Raw genomic sequence first — 17,910 nt, forward strand, 5'->3', positions numbered from 1 at the left:
CTTTGTTTCGGGATTTGGCTTTGTTTCGGGATTTGGCTTTGTTTCGGGATTTGGCTTTGTTTCGGGATTTGGCTTTGTTTCGGGATTTGGCTTTGTTTCGGGATTTGGCTTTGTTTCGGGATTTGGCGATTTTCGCGCGCCGGCGGCGGCGTCACAGCCTGCTTTCGTGCGATGAGGCGGCTTTTCGGCGCGGCGCATCCTAGCACATACGCCGACGAAAATCAGCAAGAATGTTCTCTATTTGTTCTTTCGTGGCTGCGTTGTTCTGGACATCGGATTTAGCCCGGCATGAGGCAGGAAGGAGAATTTGCGCAGGTTAATGCAAGCGGCAATCGCCTCGCATCTTCCGCGCCGTGGACACGGCGCTGCTGGATGCCGGATCAAGTCCGGCATGAGGGGTGAATATATGGAATTGCGCCAATAAATCCCTCATTGCGGGCTTGACCCGCAATCCAGCGACCCGCGCGTCTGCGCGGGTGAGAAATGCATTCTCAAACGCCGTGCAGCCAGTGGGAAATGTCTTCCCAGTCGGGGTCCATCTCCTCGAGCAGATCCAGTTTCCAGCTTCGCCTCCAGATCTTGATTCGCCTCACATCTTCCGCGCCGTGGACACGGCGCTGCTGGATGCCGGATCAAGTCCGGCATGAGGGGTGAATATATGGATTTGCGCCAATAAAACCCTCATTGCGGGCTTGACCCGCAATCCAGCGAGCCGCGCGTCGTCGCGGGTGGGAGGCGCTCTTTCAAATACTGTGCAGCCAACGGGAGATATCCTCCCAGCCGGAGTTTATCACCTCGAACTGATCGCCTCACATCTTCCGCACCGTGGACACGGCGCTGCTGGATGCCGGATCAAGTCAGGCATGAGGCATGAAGGGCGGGGAGCAGCCGCTCGACAGGGTCGGCCGATTTGGCTAGCTTTTGATATCGGACAAGGGCGGCGCTGAGCAAGGATGAGACCATGGCAGCTTATGACGACTTCGCGGCGCTGGAAAAGCGGGGATGGGCCGACGCGGACACGGCTGCGGCCTACGCCACGGATTTCGCGCGGGCCTCCGAAATGGCCGTGCCGACGCTTGTCGCGGAATCCGCAGCCGGCCCCGGCAAAACCGTGCTGGATCTGTGTTGCGGGCAGGGGATCGTGGCGCGCGGGCTGCTGGACGCCGGCGCCAGGGTGACCGGCCTCGATTTTTCACCCGCCATGCTGGCGATCGCGCGCGAAAACGCGCCGGAGGCGGAGTTCATCGAGGGCGACGCGATGGATCTGCCTTTCGAGGACGGCTTTTTCGACGCCGTGGCCATGGGCTTCGGCATGCCGCATGTGCCCGACCCGCCGGCCGTGATCGCCGAAGCGCGCCGCGTATTGAAACCCGGCGGCCGGTTTGCCTATTCCGTGTGGCTGGCCGCAGAGCGCTCGGCCTTCACCTATGTCTTCGCGGCGATCGGCGCGCATGGCGCGCCGGAGGTGACGCTGCCGCCCGGACCGGGCGCGACCGACTACGGCGAAGAGGACCGGGCATTCGCCGCGATGACGGCGGCGGGCTTCGGCGACCTTCGGTCAACCGAGGTGTACAGCCGCTGGACGATTGACGATCCGGGCGCGCCGTTCGATTTCTTCGTGGAGGGCACGGTGCGCGGCGCGGCGATGCTGCGCCCGCAGCCCGAGGCCAACAAGCGGGCGATCCGCGCCGCCGTGGTCGACAAGGTGCTCGCGAACCACGGCGAGACGGCGCCCTTTGACACGCCCATTCCTTCCGTGGTGATTTCCGGGACGGCGGTGTGAGGAAAACTCAGTCGCGGCGCAGTTCGTCGCGCACCTGCATCAGGATCCGGCCGAGCTTGTTGAGGCCGTTTCCGTCCGGCCCGCATCCCCAGTAGGAATCCATCGGCGCGTTTTCGACGATCATCGATTCGCCCGTCGACAAAAGCAGTTCGCGCGGCGCCTCGTGCGTCCGGAACTTGACCCGCACTGCGTCGAGCATGACGCCGTCCTTGATCGCTTCCCAGTCGTCGCGCAGCGGAATCTGCCGCGTCATGCCCAGCGCCTTCGCGTCCTTCGGCTTGTTCGCCACGCGGATCCGCTCCCGATAGTCGGCGTCGTGAAACTTCTGCGCCTGGAAATAGTGTTCGACCGTGCGCCACCAGACATCGTCCATGGCCACGCCATAGGGCGCGAAATTGGAGAACTCCGACCAGTCGTCGGTCTGGGCGTAGAAGTAGATCGTGTCGGCCGGATACATGGGCGAACAATGGATGGTTTTGGCGCGCGCGGCAATCCGTTAATTGTCAGAACGCCGCAAACACGATCCAGGCGCCCCAGACCGCGAGCGCTGCTCCGGCCGCCTTGCTGATCAGCTCGCCACGGGGCATGAGCTTTTCGAGCGCGACGATGACCGCAAGGCCGACGATCCACAGAAGGTTCATGATCCCGCCGACGAAGAGCAGCGCCATCAGGAACCAGCAGCAGCCGAGACAATAAATCCCGTGTTCGACGCCCATGCGGAAGGCGCCCGCAGCGCCCGGGCGCCTTCGCTCGGTGAGGAATTTAGCCGGCGAACGACAATGCGCCAGGCACGCCGTCTTCAAAGGCGTGAACTGGAACAGGCCCGCCGCGATCAACACCAGCCCGCCCGGCCAGGTGTCGATCAGGGTCATCATGGCAGCGGAGACGACGCCCGCCGCCTCGAGCGCCCATTGCGCCGCCGTCGCAATCACGCTGAAGGCGGCCCACGCCGCAAGATAGCCGCCCAAGAAGGCGCCGGCGAAGGCCGGAACCCGGTCGGACTTGTTACCGTGACGCAGGAGCGCCGCATAGAGCAGCACCGTGGGCGAGACGCTCGGCAGCATCATCGCCACCATCATGACGAACCACATCAAAAAGACGAGGACGGCGTAGGCCGGGCTCCAGACCCCCGGCTCGCCGGGGCCCGGCATGTCGCGCATGGCGCGCATCGCCGTCATGTCGATCGCGCTCATCCGCATGCCCACCCCGAACACGGTGTAGAGGCCGGCAAGCACGAAGAGCAGGGCGATCGACGCGATCAGGATCCGCCGGTCGCGGCCAAGCAGCCGCTCCGGCAGGCTTGTCCGGGCCACCGGACCGGGACCGGGTGCGTCAGGCCGCCTCGAGCACGCCCGCGTTGTTCATGTGCAATTCGCAGAAATGCGCGTGGCTTTCGGTCGTGCCGGTGAGCGAAATCGCGCCTTTGGTCTTCGTGGTGGCCTTGGCGACTTCGGCGACGCGGTATTCGAAACCGTGCGGCAGGTTGATGCGCGCCCGGTGCTCGGCGCCGCTGACGGGATTTTTCAAGGGCTCCCAGGTGGTCTCGAACACATCCGGCACGTGGGCCGAGCCGGTTCTGGCTTCGAAATCCATCGTCGCGTCCAGCGGCTTGTAGAGCGTTTCGAGCTTGTTGGGGCACATGGCGGAATAGACCCACCAGAACGTCGCCATGTCCTCGGTGTCGGCGCCGGTGACGATCTTTTCAAGCGCCTCACGCTGTTCGGGCGTGGCGCTCTCGTCGATGATGGTCTGCATGGTGCCGTTGCCTTCGTGCACGGCGCCCGGCCACTGGTAGACCTGGGCGACCTTCGTGCCGGCGAGGTCCACGCCGCCATAGTGGCCGGAGTTGAAGCTGAACATAACTGCGGCTTCGCAACTGCCCTTTGTCGGCAGCGACATGAACTGGCACGGGCAGCCCGTGTCGCAGTTGCAGTTGGCAAGTTCATATCCGTGAATTTCCCAAGGCGTCATGATATTCGTCCCCTAATTCGTTTTTTTGGCAAGTGTAGTTTAGCACAGGAACAGCTGTAGTTGTAGTTTTTCTTGGGAAGTACTTGCTTGCGCAAGCGGATACTCGCTTGCGAGCGGGGTCGTGACGCACGGTGCGTTTCGGAATCAGTGTGTTGTGGTGGGGATTGTTGGTTATGCGCGCGGGTGTGGTGGATGCGGTGTGGGCTTTATAGGCTGATGGCGCTGAGGAAGCTTCTATGGTTTTATTTGTGGAGTTGGGGATGGTTGTTTGGGGAGCTTTATTATTCACGTTGCAAAGGCAAGTGATTAGCCATCTTCAAAATGGAGTAAACGACTACTACGGCCAATGTATTGAAGAGGGTTGGCTGCAGGTGGAGACGTGTGATTGATAGAAAATTATCACAATTTAGGTCTTTTGACGCAGGGAAGAGAAAAGAGGCGCTGCGCTCCGGGCATTTTTAACCACTGTATCGACGGAGGCGACATGCGGGCGCACGTGGGCAGTGATCGGTTTGAACTCTGAAGGCAGTAGTAGCGGAAGCCTCACTCTACAACTTAGGAATTGACTTTCGTGTTTCACAGTACTATTTTTGTGAAACAGAAAGGTCCAGCCCATGACTGTTATCGAATTTCCTTTGAGAACTGCGGTTTTTCAACCGTTAGGGCACTACGTAAGGCTTGGTGAAAGCAGTTACCGGAAGATTGCAGATCTCGTAGCTGCTGGAGTAATCAACAGCCGACGCTTCGTTGTTGATGCGTCAAAGATCAAGCATATGAAAGATATAATTCAAATGCTGCAGGGGCTTGGAGCGGAGATAGTCCTTGATCCCAAGACAGTGGAGCTTTCATCACGACATAAATGCTGGGGTATGGCAGCTGGCGCGCCTTGGGCAAGCAATCAACGTGGAGACCCACTTTCTCCTGAAGTATTTCGGAAGACACATTCGAAAGATATCTTCGGTCAGATAGCGCGACACGCCGTCGAATTCGGTGTTAGCGCTGTGTTGTCACCTACGCACTATCTAGCCGACCCGGATTTTGATGAATGGTACGCTATTGATTTGGAGAGCTGTGAACTTCTGAGAAACGCTTTAGATCGGGAAGGCGGAAAAGAAATATCCATTGATTATTTGATTGCTGCACGCCTGCTCGATTTCAATGATCAAAGTTTCCAAGCAAAGGTGATGGAAGACCTTGCCAATTTGCCAATTGAAAATCTCTGGGTTCGTGCATCGATGGCATCTCCAGACAGCAGTCCAATAAATGCTCAGCGCCTCATAAGAACTCTGGCTGGATGGCATAACATCGGCGTTCCTATTGTTATGGATTATTTCGGAGGTTTGTCTGGCGAAGCACTACTTTCGATGAACGTGGTGTCTGGTATCGCCCACAGTTATGGAGAGCAGTCATCATTTACCACTTCCAACTGGGGATCTCCGCCTAAGTTAAGGGAAAAGGATGAGCAAGGCGGTCGAGCCACCCGCATTGGTCTAACTTCACTTGGGCGCTCATTCACTACAGCAGAGTTGGAGGTCTTGCTATCCGCTCACGGTGCGAAAAGTGCCTTATTACCCAACGATCGAAAAATACTTCCTAATGGGCTTGATGATCTGAGGAATGATCCGAGAAGATTCAATGCAAGCGAAGCACAACGGAGAATTCAAGAGATTGCTGAGACACCGACTATAAATCGGCCCGACAATTTTGCGGACAAAAGGATGCGTGAGGTTGTCTCAACTGCAAAAAAGGCAGCGAAACTCAATCCAAAGCCAGATGTTGCAGAGGAACACAGGGTTGAATTGCCAAAGCTTCGCGAACGTTTAATTAGACACAGAAAAGTCTCCGAAAAGCTGAGGGGAACATATGAAGTGATTGCTTTAGAACGAGCAGAACAAGGTACTACTGTAAGAGTAATTGGTGCAGTAAGACCTTCAATCGCGAATGCGGAAACAGGAACTAGGTGATGGTGTCAACGGCAATAGCAAGGAGTATCAATGAGTTGGAGACGATTGGCGGTCTCAATGGAACCGATATTGCTAATGTTACATCGGTTTCTAAGGCAACCGTTTCCCGTTGGCGTAATGGAACCAAGCGACCGCAGCCTCCAAATGAAAGAGTTCTCTCAGACTTAGTTTACGTAGTCAAACGACTTGGAGACTACTACACTAATGATGAAATCCGTATGTGGCTATATGCTCCTCACCCGCAGCTTCAGGGGCAGCGTGCAATTGATCTAATTCATGCTGGCCGAGTAGAAGAAATTTTTCGAGTTCTAGATCGTCTGGACTCTGATGGGTATCTCTAAAAATGATAGAGGGGCCCAGAGACAGAAACCTAATCGATACTCTGGATGGACTTGAGACTGTAGTTTTTAGAGGGCGTGTTTGGCGGGTAACGCGAGATGGTCGCGATCCGACACTGTTTTTTGGTGGTGGCAACCGCTGGGACGATGGCACTTTTGATGTTCTTTACACGTCGCTGACAAAAGACGGAGCTATTGCGGAGATGAGATATCATCTTAGCCGTGGGCAACCAGTAATGCCTTCAAAAATACGATATCGACTTCACGAGCTCCAGATTAGTGTATCGGGTGTTCTTGACCTAACCAATGATGAGTTACTGAGTGCAGTCGGAATAGATATTAATACATTTGGGAAGCTTCCATATTTGGATCGCTTTGGGGAATATGAAGCGTGTCAGAAAGTAGCCGAAGCAGTACACTTTTTGGGATCAGATGATCCTACAGATCCATCCGCTATACTTGTTCCTAATGCACGCCATCCTGCGAAAAACTTGGTTCTGTTCGCCGATTACGTTAATCCAGAAGACGTGAAGCATGTACAAGATCACGGCTTAATCGACTGGAGTTAGCAATAGTGAATGCTAATCGTTATTGGCTCTCTGAGAGGCAATTCGTTACGGTATGTCACTAAAAACTGTTAAGCTCTACAGCCTGCAAAAAGCCCATCTTCAACCTATATGCCCGCTTTCTTCATGCGGGTCGTTAAAGTCTAGGCGAATCACGCCATCAACATCGCTTCCTGCCACACGACCTGCACACTTAGGTTGTGACGCCAAGTGGAAGCCGGATCGAATGCTGACGAAGGAAGCAGGTGGCTGGCGTCGAATTCGTCCCGCAACCTTCTAGCACCCCCCCACCCTGTGACGTTCGCCACATACGGCCCCCGCCCGCACTGGCATGCTGCGATCCTCAACACCGCATCAGGAAAGGATCATTAGCCATGTCCGCCACCGTGCTTTCCATGCTGTTTGCGCATCTGCTCTGTAACGCTCTTGCCGCGGAACAGCCGCTGCCGCCGCGCGAGGCGACTTTCTGCTCGGCGAATTTCGAGGCCCTGAAGCTCGGACTCAATCCCGATCTGACGATGGAGGCGTTCGCCCGAATGGACGCCCGGGACAAGGCGCAGGCCAGCGTCGCGTCGTACCGCCATTACCGGATCATGGTGCGGGAGAACGCGCATCTCGTCTCCGTGATGCAGAAAAGCATCGTCCCGCTGGTCAAGGGCGAAGCCGTCGCGAGCCTCGGCGAATATTGATCAACCAGCCGAACCGGGGCGGCCAGGTGGCCGCCTCCGCGCATGTCGGGTTCAGGCGCCGGGAAACCGGCGCGGGTCCCGCCGTCAGCTTTCGTGTCGCCACACAGAAAATCCTACCGGTTCGCCACGCCGTTACGAAGCTCGGCCCTGGCGACCGACGTTTGCGTTTCTGCCGCCGCGCGCTCCATGAATTCGAACTTCCAGGCAAAGCCCAGCGCATATCCCATGCATTCCGCCCGGCGACGGTGGAACCGGCCGCCATAGTCGCCCAGTCCCGCCCGGCAGGCGCGATAGCGCTCGGCGGATTGATCTCCGGTCACCGGGTCCTTGAGCATCATGACGACGGCGCGGTATCCGTAGGCTTCGCCGGCGACGCATTCGGAAAGTGTTTCATCGGACATCGCCTGATAGTCGACGCACTCGGCGACGATAAAGGCATGTACTTTCGGTGGAACCGGGATATCGGCGTTGGGCCAAACGGGCTTGCCGCCGGCCATTGCAGGCAGCGCGCCGACAAGAACGAAGACCAGTGACAGAGACAAACGCATCGTTTTCTCCTGTTTCAGGTCGCCCGCGCGGCCATTCTATCACAAAGCGCGCGAATTTCGGAGAACGGGGGCGCGGCCTCCGGCGATCCGAACGCCTCTCGTCTGCGTAAGAGAGGGTGGATGCGAGGGTTCGCAATGCTTTGGGTTTTGAACGCCATTGAAGAGGTGCTGCCGGTCGTGACCTTCGTCGCGCTGCAGCAGCTTGTGAGCTTCACCGTCGGGTTGGCGGTGATGACGGCGCTCGTCGTCTGCCTGCTTGCGCTTGCTTACGCGACCGGGCGCAAGCCGCCGCGCTTCGCCGTGGCGAGCAACATCGCGCTGCTCGCCTTTTCCATTCCGAGCATCGTGACCGACGACGCCACGTGGTTTCAGATGTCCGACACGCTGCTCGACGGGCTGGTGGCGCTGCTTCTGCTGGGCAGCTGGGCGGTCAACTATCCGCTGTTGAAAGTGCTGTTCGACCGGGTGTTTGCGATCACCGACGAGGCCTGGCGGATCCTGTCGCTCAGATGGGGCGTGCTGCTGCTTGTGCTCGCCTGTCTCAACGAGTTTGTGCGGCGGGGCTATTCCGAAGACGTGTGGACCTGGTACAAGCTCGCCTCCACGCTGCTGATCCTCGCCTTCGGCTGCTACCAGTTCACGCTGTCGGCGCGCATGCGGATACCGGAGGAATCCAACCGGCTGGGCCTACGACGCTGATTTGGGGCGGGCGCGGCGTGCGCGGCCTCCGGTCCCGATCGTTTTCGACGCATCCTTCATGATGATCTCGCGGTGCGGGTAGGGGATGCTGATGTCGTGTTCCTTGAAAATATCCCACATTGCCAGAAGCACCTGGCCGCGAATATTGGTGAGGCCGTTCTGGGGATCGTCGATCCAGAAGCGCAGCACGAAATCGAGCGAGGAATCGCCGAAGCCGGTGAGCCAGCAGACGGGTTTCTTCCGCTCGTTGACGCGCGAGACCTGTTCGGTCGCCTCGATCGCCAGCCGGCTGACCTCGTGCGGGTCGGCCTCGTAGGAGACGCCGAATTCGACGTCGAGGCGCACCAGATCGTCGCTGAACGACCAGTTGATGACCCGGTGGGTGATGAAGTCCTCGTTGGGGATGAGGTATTCGCGGCCGTCGCGCGTGACGACGGACACGAAGCGGGCGCGCAATTCGCGGATCCAGCCGAAGGTGCCTTCCAGCGAAATCGTGTCGCCCGGCTTGATCGACTTGTCGAGCAGGATGATGACGCCGGAAATGAAGTTGGAGATGACCTTCTGCAGGCCGAAGCCGAGGCCGAGGCCGACGGCGCCGGAAAAGACGGTGAGCGCCGTGAGATCGATGCCGACGGAGGAGAGCGCAACGGCGCCGGCGATCAGCACCAGGCCGATGCGCGCGATCTTGCCGATCAGCACCCGCACGGACGGGGTGAGCTCTTCGGATTTCTGCACCTGCTCGTCGAGGAACCGGCCGAGGACCGCGGCGAGCCACAGCGTGACGACGAGCACGAGCGCGGCTTTCAGCACAAGCAGGGCCGACAGGCGCATCTGGCCGAGCGGCATGGCGAGGCTGTCGAGGAAGGTGGCCGCCTCGTCGTCGAAGCCCAGAATCACGAAGGCGGCGTAAATCCATGCTAGCCAGCCGAGAATACGGGCAAGCAGCCGGTTGCGCACGACGCGCGACAGCACCGACGCAATCAGCCAGGCGAGCGACAGCGACAGGACGATGGAAACGAGATGACTGCGGCTCGGCCAGGTGACGGCGCGCATGACGACCAGCGTTCCAAACAGCAGGAGCGAGAAGACGATCCAGTCGATGCGCCTGAGCAGCGCGATCACGACGCGGAGCAGGCCCGCATGGCCCTTGATCCGGCGGGCCCTTTCCTCCAGCCGCGGCTCGACCCGGCGCGCCACAAGCTTGGCGACCACGAACAGGACGATGATGATGGCGGCCTGATAGAAGAACCAGGGCGTCGTCAGATATCCGACGAGGCCGCGGGCCCAGTACTGCAAATCGGCGATGACGCCATGCAGGTCCATTGCTCCTCCTGTCAACAGTATAAGAACAATATCAAGGATTTGTTCCGCAGGCTATCGCGTTGCAGACTGGGCCGACATCAGAAGCCGACGCGGGTCAGGCCGTCTTCCAGCTTCCTGCGGAAGCTTTGTTCCGTGAAGGGAAAGGCCGTGAAGAACTGTTCGCGGCTCGCGTCGGGCCGGCGGGCGCGGACCTCGTCGCTCCAGTATCGCGCCTGTTTTTCCTTGCCGGCGAGCGCGCAGGCGGCGGCCGCAATCATCAGCACCAGATGATGGGCGCCTGGCGCGCGCGCCGCGTGCTCGGCCTCGACGACGGCCTGGCTGATCTCGGAATTTCGCAGCAGGCCGACGGCGCGCACGCTGTAGATGGCGTAGAGCAGCGGATCGAGCGGGCTCAGATCCTGCGCCCTGGTGGCCGTGTCGATAGCGGTTGACGCCTCGCCCCGTATGGCGTTGGCGAAGGCCATCGAATAATGGCCCTGCGCAAAATTGGGGCTGAGCGCGACCGACCGCTCCAGCCAGCTCAGGCCGCCGAGAGGATCGCCCTCCAGCCAGAAGGAGCGGCCCATGGTGAGGTTGCAGAACGGATCGAGCGGATCGAGCTCCATGCTGCGCTCGGCGTGGCGGCGCGCGTCGGCGATCGCCGTCGGCGCGTCCGGCTTGTACTTTAAAAAGGCGTCCTGAAAGCGGGTGAAGGACAGGCCGGCATGGGCGCGCGCGAAGGACGGATCCTGGATGATCGCGCGCCGGAACAGGCTGGTGGCGGTCTCGTTGTCTTCCTGCGAAAAGCGGAACATGTGGCGCAGGCCTAGATGGTAGTTTGACCAGGCGTCGAGATCCCGCGTCGCGACGGACTGGATGTGGTCGGCCTCGTTTTGCGGAATGTAGATCTCCAGCGACGACACCACGCGGGTGACGATCTCGTGGCGAACCTCCTGCAGGTCTTCGGGACGCACCTCGAAGCGGTCGGCCCAGATGACTTCGCCGGCCGCGCAGTCCGAAAGCTCGATCGTGATGGCGATAATCTCGCCCAGTCGCTCGATCATGCCGCACAGCGCGTAGCGCACGCTCAGTTGCCGGCCGATCGCCGCGAGATCGGGAACCGGGGCGCGGAAGCGGAAGGCCGTGCCGCGCGCGATCACGCGAATCCAGCGCAGCCGCGACAGCGCCTGGATGAGTTCGTGCGGCAGGGCCTCGCACAGGACGCGCTCCAGCCCGGTCGGGATCATGCTGTCGAATGGCAGGACCACAATCGATGGCCGGCCCTGGGCGTGTTGGTCAGCTTGAAGCATCATGAAGGCTCGACGAAGTCGGTATCCGAAACAACAAGGTCATCTGAAAGGATTTTACAGGCTTATTGCATTTCGCGGTACTATTACTTTGTCTCGCGTTTTACGAGAAACGGCATTCTCTTTTGTGTGGGAAATGCCACCATGATTTGCCAATCTTCATCAGATCAGCTCGAATTCACTGACCGGGGGATCGTTCAGGCGCTGCGGGCTTGCCTGGCGGCCGCCCGGTAATGGCCCGGCGTCGATCCGGTCCATTTCGCGAAGGCGCGGCGAAAACTGTTCGGCTCGTCGTAGCCGATGGAGCGGGCGATATCGCCGATCGCGAGATCGGTTTCGGACAGAAGCGTTCGGGCGCGCTCCTCGATGAACCGCGCCTTGACGTTGCGAAAGGACGTTCCCTCGCCCTTCAGAACACGTTGCAGGGTGCGGGGCCCGAGCGAAAGGCGGCGGGCCACGCTGTCTTCCGACAGGTCTCCGAGCGCAAGCTGCATGCGCAGGATCTGCCGGACGGCGTCTTCCGTGGTCTGCGGCTGGGTGACGCCCATCAGCGCGGGCAACTCGCCGAGCGTGATCACCTCTTCGGGCGCAGGCGGCGCCGGGTTCAGGGCTGTGAGGTCGGCTACGCGCACCGACACCGCCGGCAACGATGCGCCGCCGCGGATCGGCGCGCCCGCCATATCGGCCATGGTCGCCCCGCTTGCGCTTCGATCGGCGATGACGTCGATCCAGTCGGGCCGCCAGTCTGCTCCGAGATAGTGCCGGAAAACGGAATTCATGACGAAGATCGCGCCCTCTTCGATATGGCGGCGTCCGACGACGGCGCCCAGCCCCGTTTCGAAGCCGATGACGAGGTTGTCGCCGCTTTCCTGCAGGACGACGTCGGCGCCCGGGTGGATCAGCGGAAGCGCGCGGCGGGAGCGCACCAGCGCTGTGGCGAGATCGCGCGCGCCGAGGACATAGTCCGCAAAGCCGCGATAGGCGGCATAGTCGAATTCCCGGCCGAGCCTGGCGCCGATATGACCGTCTCCCAGCGCGCGCGCCGTCGATTCCAGGAAGACCGCCTCCACGACATAGGGCACGAAGCCGGGGCCCGCCTTCAGCATTTTGCGATTGACGCCGGCCGTGTGCAGGGCCCGGTTCACGACCGCGGGAGACGCGATCCTGTCGAGAATTTCCACGGTGTGCGCGAATTCCACCAGGTTGACCATCGGTATCGGCATGATTGTATTCTGTCGCAAAATGATTGTTCTTTCTATAGTAAACATCCATGGGGGCCGAGAAGAGATGAAGCAACAGGTTCATCTAACCGGCGGGGGCACGAGGATATTCTGATGAAAGCCAAACTATTCACGGCCGCGTATTTTGCATGCGGGATTTTTGTCGGCGGGGCGAACGCCCAGACCTATTCCGCCGATACGCCGGACTCGGTTCTGACCCCGGATATTGTCGAGACCGAGCGCCTCGGCGCGCTGAGATTCTTCGACGGCATGCCGGACGATGAAACGGTCCGCAAGGCATACGACAACATCGATTTCAGCCGCGGCGTCGAAGCTTTCCTCAGCGGCATGCCGGCCGCCTCGATCCATGCGATGTGCTCCGGCTTCGAAGAGGCCGGAATCCCCGCCCACACGATCGGCGTCAGCGAGGATCTGCTCGACGCCCGTTCGCTCTGGCTCACCGCAAATTCGACGACCGTTTACGTGACGGCCTGCCTCGACCTCAATCAGGGTCCCGTCGTCATGGAAGTTGCGCCCGGGGTTCTGGGCGGCGTTAACGACGCCTTCTTTCGCTGGGAGACCGACGTCGGCGTGACGGGTCCGGACCAGGGACGCGGCGGGCGTTATCTCTTCCTGCCGCCGCATTATGACGGCCCGGTTCCGGCGATGGGCTTTCACGTCATTCCGACCAGAACGAACGCGCACTGGCTGTTCGCCCGGGCTTTCGTGACGGAGGCCGGCATGGACGCAGCGGTCGCCAACGTCAAGGCGGGCATGAAGATCTATCCCCTTTCGGAGGTCAAGGACCCGCCGGAACAGACCTTCGTGAATTTTTCCGGCGCGAAGATGAACACCATCCACGCCAATGACGCGACGTTTTTCGACGAACTGAACGCGTCCGTCCAGAACGAACCGGCCGACGCATTCGATCCGGAGATCGCCGGCCTGTTCGCCTCGATCGGGATCAGGAAGGACGAGCCCTTTGCCCCCGACGAGCGGATGCAGAAGATCCTTGCCGACGCCGCCGCCGTGGGCAACGCCACGGCGCGCGCCATCGTGTTTCGCCCGCGCGAGAGGGACCGGTTTTATTTTTATCCGGACCGGCAATGGTATACGGGCTTTGCCGGCGGCAGCCACGAATTCCTGGACAGGGCCGCGCGCGGCCTGGACGACCGGGTCATGTTCCACTACGTCGCGACCGGCATTACGCCCGCGATGGTAGCGCCGCAGGTCGGCGCCGGCTCGGTCTACGCCTTCACGCCGCATGACGCGGATGGCGACTATCTCGATGGCGGCAAGACCTACAAGGTGACGCTGCCCGGACCCGTGCCCGCCAAGGACTTCTGGTCTTTCGTCGTGTATTCGACCCAGCACCGCTCGATGCTGGAGACCGACCAGCGGCTCGCCGGCCTCGACAGCACGTTGCCGGGGGTCACGCCCAACGAGGACGGCTCCTACACGATCTGGTTCGGTCCGCAAGCGCCGGAAGGCAAGGAGGATCACTGGGTGCAGACGACGCCCGGCAAGGGATACGCCGTGATCCTGCGCCTGTATGGCCCGCTTGAGCCCTGGTTCGACAAGACCTGGAAGCCCGGCGATCTGGAAGAGGTGGAATAGGACCTGGCGGCTCGCCGCTCGCCGACCAAAAAACTTCAAGGAGGAAACAATGAGACTATTGCTGACACTTGCGTTGCTCGCGCCGACCTTCGCCTTCGCCGAGGACGTCACGATGCAGAACCTGGTGCGCGCCGAATCCGACACGATGATCCGGGCGAACCTGGCGGCCTACGATGTCGGCCTGGGCGAACTCCTGCACGAGCGCAAGCTTGTTTCGGCCGAAGAGCCGCAGCCGATCATTCGCGCCAACCAGGACACGCTCTATTCCGCCGTCGTGCTGGACTTGTCCGAACCGGCGACAATCACGCTGCCGGAGATCGAGGGGCGTTTTCAGTCGATGCTGGTGATCAACCAGGATCACTACAGTTTCGTGGAGGCGACGCCGGGCGTCTACGAATTGACCGAGGAGGATGTGGGCACGCGCTTCGCCTACATCCTGTTCCGCACCTTCGTCGACGCCTCGAACCCGGACGACCTTGCGGCTGGGCGCGCCGCGCAGGACGGCATCGAACTGAGCGGCGGCGGCAAAGGCCCGTTCGAGGCGCCCGACTGGGATCTCGAAAGCCTTGCGGAGGCGCGAAAGGCCGTCAGCCACCTGGCGAGCGCGGTCGGTTTCGACGCGAGCCGCGCTTTTGGCCGCAAGGACGAGGTCGACCCCGTCGACCATCTGGTCGGCGCCATGGCGGGCTGGGCCGGCCAGCCGGCGTCGACGGCGGTCGCCGCCATCGAAGCAGTCGACGCCAATGACGGCGAGACGCCGCATGCGGTCACGGTCAAGGACGTGCCGGTTGACGCCTTCTGGTCGCTCACCGTCTATAACGCCGACGGCTATCTGGAGCCCAACGATCTTGGCCGCAACAGCTACAACAACACTTCGGCTACGGCGAACGACGACGGCTCCTTCACGATCCACTTCGGCGGCTGTGACGACGGGCGGGTGAACTGCATTCCGATCACGCCTGAATGGAACTACGCGATCCGCCTCTACCAGCCGCGCGCCGAGATTCTCGACGGAAGCTGGACATTTCCGCCGGTCCTGCCGGTCAACTGAGCAAAGGCCGGTCTCCTGAAACAAGGCTTACGCGCGCGCCGACACAGTGTAGTGTGGCGCGACGGCGGCGGCAGGAGGCGAGCCTTTGAAAGACCGGTTGATGGGTTGGGCGCAGGACGCCGCCGACTTCGCGATGGCGATGGTTCCGCGCAAGGTCCCGGACGCCGATGCCGTCCGACGATGCCGCATCGTCGCCCATCGCGGCGCCCATGACTACAATCGCGCGGCGAAGGAAAACACCCTCGAAGCCTTTGATCTTGCGCGCGCGGCGGGCGTGTGGGGCGTGGAGACGGACATACGCTGGACCGCGGATCTGACGCCGGTGATCTGCCACGATCCCGATACGGCGCGGGTGTTCGGCAAGGACGTTCGGCTTTGCGACGTGAGCTTCGAGGCGCTGCGCGCGGCTGTTCCCGCTGTTCCGTCGCTCGCCGAAGTGGTTGCGGAGTTCGGCGGCAAGCTCCACCTGATGCTGGAACTGAAGGCGGAGACGTTCCCGGATATCGAAAGGCAGCGGCGAATCCTCGCCGAGCATCTCTCCGGCCTGAAGCCCGGAGAATGCTACCACATGATGGCGCTCGACCCGGACCTGTTCGAGACCTTCGACATTCTGCCGCGGCAATGCTGTCTGCCGGTGGCGATGGCGAACATGGCCGCGATCAGCCGCCGGACGCTCGGGCAACCCTATGGCGGGGTAACCGGTCACTATCTGCTGTTGACCGAGGCGATCAAAAGGCGGCACGAAGCGGTCGGCCAGAAGGTCGGGACCGGTTTCGTGAAGTCGCGCAACTGTCTCTATCGGGAGATGAACCGCGGCATGGAGTGGATCTTCTCCAACGACGCGGTCGCCATGCAGCGGATCGTTGACGCGTTGAAGGCAGGCTGATCCTACTTCGTAACGCTCTTTCGGCCCATGGTCCCGGCGTCGACGCACACGGCGTATGTGTAGGCGGTGTCATAGACGCCAAGCCTGTTGCACAGCGCGGTGGAGGACGCATTGCTCTCCCGCACGCCGGTCATGAAGGCGCGGGCGCCCTTTTTCTCCCACATGTGGACGATCATCCGGGCGCCGAGCAGGAGCGCGATCTTTTCGCCGCGACGATCCGGACGCGTGGCGAGCATGCCCCAGAAAACCGTCGTCGCATGCGGTCCGTCTGTCGGATGCATGAAGAAGGACGAGGCCGTGGCGACCGGCTGGCCCGCTTCGTCGGTTGCGACGAGGCAGGCGCCGTTGCGCTGCTGGCCGCGCAACATGGCGGCCGGAACCGGCATGACCTCGCAACTTTCCATGAGATCGGCCGTTTCGGCCACCACGCAGCCCGGCGTGTCGGCGTCGAGTTCCCTCACAGTCAGATCGGCCGGCATCGCATAGTCGGACAGCGCCTGCCTGGACACTGCATAGGCTTCTTCGCCGCCCAGGAAATGCTCGTGCCGGTCGGTCGACAGGCCCCGGGCTTCGAGTTCGGCGAATAACGCAGGGGTCTGCGTTTTCGGAAAGAAATAGCAGGGCGCGGCGCCCTGGACGCGCGCAAGCGCGGCAAGGACGTCTGCAGTGTCGTCGACCGGCTGGCTGAGGCCGACCAGTCGTCCGTAATAGGCAAAACGCGGATCATCGCGCACAAGCGACCACAGGGCCGCGCTGCGCTTCATCGCCGCGACGCTTTGCGGATTGCCGTAATACGCTTCTTCGCCGGTCATCCCCGAAGCTCCTCCATTGCGCGCCGGAACCTGTCAGCGGCGACCAGCCGGAAGCGGCGCCGTCACAGGTGGTTGATCAGGCCTTGCCGATGTCCTTCATCGCCTCGGAGATGCGATCCTTCATGCCGTTGAAGACCTTTTCATTCGCCGTGCGGGTCTCCTCGGCCATTTCCTTCATCAGGGTCAGCGCCTTTTCGGTGGCGTCGGCGTAGGCCTTCTTCATCGCGTCGGGGTCGCCCGAAGCCGTAAGCGAACCGGTGTAGTCCCTGGCGGCGTCCGTCATCCGGTTGAGGATAGCCATCTGCTTGTCGAGCATGTCGCGATAGGTCTCGGCGGCGGATTTGTTGGCTTCGACCAGCGCCTCGAAATTCCTGCGGTTGCGATCGACCACCTCGCTCATATCGACATTGCCGGGCGTCATGGACTTGAACCGCTCCATGAATTTCTGCGGATCGAACATGTCCTTCATTGCGTCGGCATCATAGAAACTGAAGAACTCCTCCATCATGCCGGCGGGGTCGAAGGGGGATTTTTCAGGTTTTTTGGCCATTGCGATTTTCCTTTCCGGGGTGGACCCGACTGAAGTTTTCCGACGCAGCAGAACAGAACTCTGCGATGGTTTTGTGATCCCGCGACAAAAACGGGACCGGGCCATGGTATGACGAAACGCGCCGGCGAGAAAGCCGTTCCTGTTTACGCGTATCACCGGTGGCGATACACTCCAAATGCATGTTTGGATTGCGTTGACCAAGGAGGCGTCATGACCAGACACAAGATCTACGCGATGAGCTTCGCCAGCGTGTACCCGCATTACGTCGCCAAGGCGGAGCGCAAGGGCCGCGCGAAGGCGGAGGTCGACGAGATCATTTGCTGGCTGACGGGCTACGACCAGCAGGGACTGGACGCCGAGATCGAAAAAGAGACGGATTTCGAGACGTTTCTTGCTGATGCGCCGAAGATGAATCCTTCGAGAGCTCTGACCAAGGGCGTGATCTGCGGCGTGCGGGTGGAGGACATCGAGGAGCCTGTGATGCAGGACATCCGCTATCTCGACAAGATGATCGACGAACTGGCCAATGGCAAGGCGATGGAAAAAATCCTGCGGACCGGCTGATTCTCTCGCACCGCGGACACGGCGCTGCCGGATGCCGGGTCAA

The 17,910-nt window shown here is 60.8% G+C and carries 18 protein-coding genes and 1 pseudogene; 9 read left to right on the top strand and 10 right to left on the bottom strand.

All coding sequences use genetic code 11. From position 1 onward, the window contains the following. A pseudogene (locus tag K1W69_RS26360) lies at positions 1 to 228 on the bottom strand (hypothetical protein); the annotation flags it as partial. 733 nt (positions 229 to 961) lie between these two features. Here K1W69_RS26360 and K1W69_RS26365 point away from each other — a divergent pair. Next, entirely contained in the window at positions 962 to 1,783 is an 822-nt protein-coding gene (locus K1W69_RS26365) for a class I SAM-dependent methyltransferase (RefSeq protein WP_220231482.1), read from the top strand. 7 nt (positions 1,784 to 1,790) lie between these two features. Here the strand turns inward: K1W69_RS26365 and ybiA are convergent, their stop codons facing one another. From ybiA to K1W69_RS26380, 3 genes are read right to left on the bottom strand one after another with little or no spacing between them, the layout of a single operon-like run. After that, positions 1,791 to 2,240 (bottom strand): riboflavin biosynthesis intermediates N-glycosidase, encoded by a 450-nt coding sequence (gene ybiA, locus K1W69_RS26370; protein ID WP_220231483.1) that lies wholly within the window; start codon positions 2,238 to 2,240, stop codon positions 1,791 to 1,793. A gap of 46 nt (positions 2,241 to 2,286) precedes the next feature. Continuing rightward, on the bottom strand, positions 2,287 to 3,096 hold the full coding sequence (locus K1W69_RS26375) for a DUF2182 domain-containing protein (RefSeq protein WP_220231484.1): 810 nt from the start codon (positions 3,094 to 3,096) through the stop codon (positions 2,287 to 2,289). 19 nt (positions 3,097 to 3,115) lie between these two features. Continuing rightward, a complete protein-coding gene (locus K1W69_RS26380; protein ID WP_220231485.1) occupies positions 3,116 to 3,754 on the bottom strand; it encodes a DUF1326 domain-containing protein in 639 nt (212 codons plus the stop codon). Positions 3,755 to 4,368: 614 nt separating this feature from the next. Here K1W69_RS26380 and K1W69_RS26385 point away from each other — a divergent pair. The 3 genes from K1W69_RS26385 to K1W69_RS26400 all read left to right on the top strand — a co-directional run bounded on the left by K1W69_RS26385 (position 4,369) and on the right by K1W69_RS26400 (position 7,311). After that, positions 4,369 to 5,718 carry a hypothetical protein gene (locus K1W69_RS26385; protein WP_220231486.1) on the top strand — a complete coding sequence of 450 codons (1,350 nt, stop codon included), beginning with the start codon at positions 4,369 to 4,371 and terminating at the stop codon, positions 5,716 to 5,718. Positions 5,719 to 6,061: 343 nt separating this feature from the next. Continuing rightward, on the top strand, positions 6,062 to 6,625 hold the full coding sequence (locus K1W69_RS26395; RefSeq protein ID WP_220231488.1) for an RES family NAD+ phosphorylase: 564 nt from the start codon (positions 6,062 to 6,064) through the stop codon (positions 6,623 to 6,625). 371 nt (positions 6,626 to 6,996) lie between these two features. Continuing rightward, positions 6,997 to 7,311 (top strand): hypothetical protein, encoded by a 315-nt coding sequence (locus tag K1W69_RS26400; RefSeq protein WP_220231489.1) that lies wholly within the window; start codon positions 6,997 to 6,999, stop codon positions 7,309 to 7,311. Positions 7,312 to 7,424: 113 nt separating this feature from the next. On the opposite strand, the gene K1W69_RS26405 is transcribed toward K1W69_RS26400, so the two are convergent. Continuing rightward, entirely contained in the window at positions 7,425 to 7,859 is a 435-nt protein-coding gene (locus K1W69_RS26405; protein WP_220231490.1) for a hypothetical protein, read from the bottom strand. 135 nt (positions 7,860 to 7,994) lie between these two features. Between K1W69_RS26405 and K1W69_RS26410 the strand changes: the two genes are divergently transcribed. Continuing rightward, a complete protein-coding gene (locus K1W69_RS26410; RefSeq protein ID WP_220231491.1) occupies positions 7,995 to 8,558 on the top strand; it encodes an inner membrane-spanning protein YciB in 564 nt (187 codons plus the stop codon). Here K1W69_RS26410 and K1W69_RS26415 read toward each other — a convergent pair. The 3 genes from K1W69_RS26415 to K1W69_RS26425 all read right to left on the bottom strand — a co-directional run bounded on the left by K1W69_RS26415 (position 8,547) and on the right by K1W69_RS26425 (position 12,390). After that, entirely contained in the window at positions 8,547 to 9,881 is a 1,335-nt protein-coding gene (locus K1W69_RS26415; RefSeq protein WP_220231492.1) for a mechanosensitive ion channel family protein, read from the bottom strand. The two genes, K1W69_RS26410 and K1W69_RS26415, sit on opposite strands and share 12 nt — an antisense overlap. Positions 9,882 to 9,958: 77 nt before the next feature. Beyond that, positions 9,959 to 11,173 (bottom strand): tetratricopeptide repeat protein, encoded by a 1,215-nt coding sequence (locus tag K1W69_RS26420; protein ID WP_220231493.1) that lies wholly within the window; start codon positions 11,171 to 11,173, stop codon positions 9,959 to 9,961. A 191-nt stretch (positions 11,174 to 11,364) separates the two neighbouring features. After that, positions 11,365 to 12,390: a helix-turn-helix domain-containing protein gene (locus K1W69_RS26425; protein WP_220231494.1), complete on the bottom strand. Its 1,026-nt coding sequence runs from the start codon at positions 12,388 to 12,390 to the stop codon at positions 11,365 to 11,367. A 111-nt stretch (positions 12,391 to 12,501) separates the two neighbouring features. Here K1W69_RS26425 and K1W69_RS26430 point away from each other — a divergent pair, with 111 nt between their 5' ends. From K1W69_RS26430 to K1W69_RS26440, 3 genes are all read left to right on the top strand, one after another. Continuing rightward, positions 12,502 to 14,004, top strand: a complete 1,503-nt coding sequence (locus K1W69_RS26430) for a DUF1254 domain-containing protein (protein WP_220231495.1) — start codon at positions 12,502 to 12,504, stop codon at positions 14,002 to 14,004. Positions 14,005 to 14,053: 49 nt separating this feature from the next. Next, on the top strand, positions 14,054 to 15,055 hold the full coding sequence (locus K1W69_RS26435; protein ID WP_220231496.1) for a DUF1214 domain-containing protein: 1,002 nt from the start codon (positions 14,054 to 14,056) through the stop codon (positions 15,053 to 15,055). An 85-nt stretch (positions 15,056 to 15,140) separates the two neighbouring features. Beyond that, complete coding sequence (locus K1W69_RS26440; RefSeq protein ID WP_220231497.1) at positions 15,141 to 15,941, top strand: glycerophosphodiester phosphodiesterase; 801 nt, start codon at positions 15,141 to 15,143, stop codon at positions 15,939 to 15,941. A gap of 2 nt (positions 15,942 to 15,943) precedes the next feature. Here the strand turns inward: K1W69_RS26440 and K1W69_RS26445 are convergent, their stop codons facing one another. Both K1W69_RS26445 and K1W69_RS26450 read right to left on the bottom strand, forming a co-directional pair. Then, complete coding sequence (locus K1W69_RS26445; protein ID WP_220231498.1) at positions 15,944 to 16,753, bottom strand: GNAT family N-acetyltransferase; 810 nt, start codon at positions 16,751 to 16,753, stop codon at positions 15,944 to 15,946. Positions 16,754 to 16,829: 76 nt separating this feature from the next. Continuing rightward, on the bottom strand, positions 16,830 to 17,303 hold the full coding sequence (locus tag K1W69_RS26450; RefSeq protein WP_220231499.1) for a phasin family protein: 474 nt from the start codon (positions 17,301 to 17,303) through the stop codon (positions 16,830 to 16,832). A gap of 210 nt (positions 17,304 to 17,513) precedes the next feature. Here K1W69_RS26450 and K1W69_RS26455 point away from each other — a divergent pair, with 210 nt between their 5' ends. Next, entirely contained in the window at positions 17,514 to 17,867 is a 354-nt protein-coding gene (locus tag K1W69_RS26455) for a DUF2200 domain-containing protein (protein WP_220231500.1), read from the top strand. Positions 17,868 to 17,910 lie beyond the last annotated feature (43 nt).

This window comes from Flavimaribacter sediminis, assembly GCF_019492055.1.
In the GTDB taxonomy this organism is placed as follows: domain Bacteria; phylum Pseudomonadota; class Alphaproteobacteria; order Rhizobiales; family Rhizobiaceae; genus Flavimaribacter; species Flavimaribacter sediminis.

Coding starts and splice junctions, on each gene's coding strand:
- K1W69_RS26420 (WP_220231493.1), bottom strand. CDS start 11,173: ATGATGCTTCAAGCTGACCAACACGCCCAGGGCCGGCCATCGATTGTG.
- K1W69_RS26400 (WP_220231489.1), top strand. CDS start 6,997: ATGTCCGCCACCGTGCTTTCCATGCTGTTTGCGCATCTGCTCTGTAAC.
- K1W69_RS26430 (WP_220231495.1), top strand. CDS start 12,502: ATGAAAGCCAAACTATTCACGGCCGCGTATTTTGCATGCGGGATTTTT.
- K1W69_RS26410 (WP_220231491.1), top strand. CDS start 7,995: ATGCTTTGGGTTTTGAACGCCATTGAAGAGGTGCTGCCGGTCGTGACC.
- K1W69_RS26405 (WP_220231490.1), bottom strand. CDS start 7,859: ATGCGTTTGTCTCTGTCACTGGTCTTCGTTCTTGTCGGCGCGCTGCCT.
- K1W69_RS26415 (WP_220231492.1), bottom strand. CDS start 9,881: ATGGACCTGCATGGCGTCATCGCCGATTTGCAGTACTGGGCCCGCGGC.
- ybiA (WP_220231483.1), bottom strand. CDS start 2,240: ATGTATCCGGCCGACACGATCTACTTCTACGCCCAGACCGACGACTGG.
- K1W69_RS26395 (WP_220231488.1), top strand. CDS start 6,062: ATGATAGAGGGGCCCAGAGACAGAAACCTAATCGATACTCTGGATGGA.
- K1W69_RS26365 (WP_220231482.1), top strand. CDS start 962: ATGGCAGCTTATGACGACTTCGCGGCGCTGGAAAAGCGGGGATGGGCC.
- K1W69_RS26445 (WP_220231498.1), bottom strand. CDS start 16,753: ATGACCGGCGAAGAAGCGTATTACGGCAATCCGCAAAGCGTCGCGGCG.
- K1W69_RS26380 (WP_220231485.1), bottom strand. CDS start 3,754: ATGACGCCTTGGGAAATTCACGGATATGAACTTGCCAACTGCAACTGC.
- K1W69_RS26425 (WP_220231494.1), bottom strand. CDS start 12,390: ATGCCGATACCGATGGTCAACCTGGTGGAATTCGCGCACACCGTGGAA.
- K1W69_RS26455 (WP_220231500.1), top strand. CDS start 17,514: ATGACCAGACACAAGATCTACGCGATGAGCTTCGCCAGCGTGTACCCG.
- K1W69_RS26450 (WP_220231499.1), bottom strand. CDS start 17,303: ATGGCCAAAAAACCTGAAAAATCCCCCTTCGACCCCGCCGGCATGATG.
- K1W69_RS26385 (WP_220231486.1), top strand. CDS start 4,369: ATGACTGTTATCGAATTTCCTTTGAGAACTGCGGTTTTTCAACCGTTA.
- K1W69_RS26435 (WP_220231496.1), top strand. CDS start 14,054: ATGAGACTATTGCTGACACTTGCGTTGCTCGCGCCGACCTTCGCCTTC.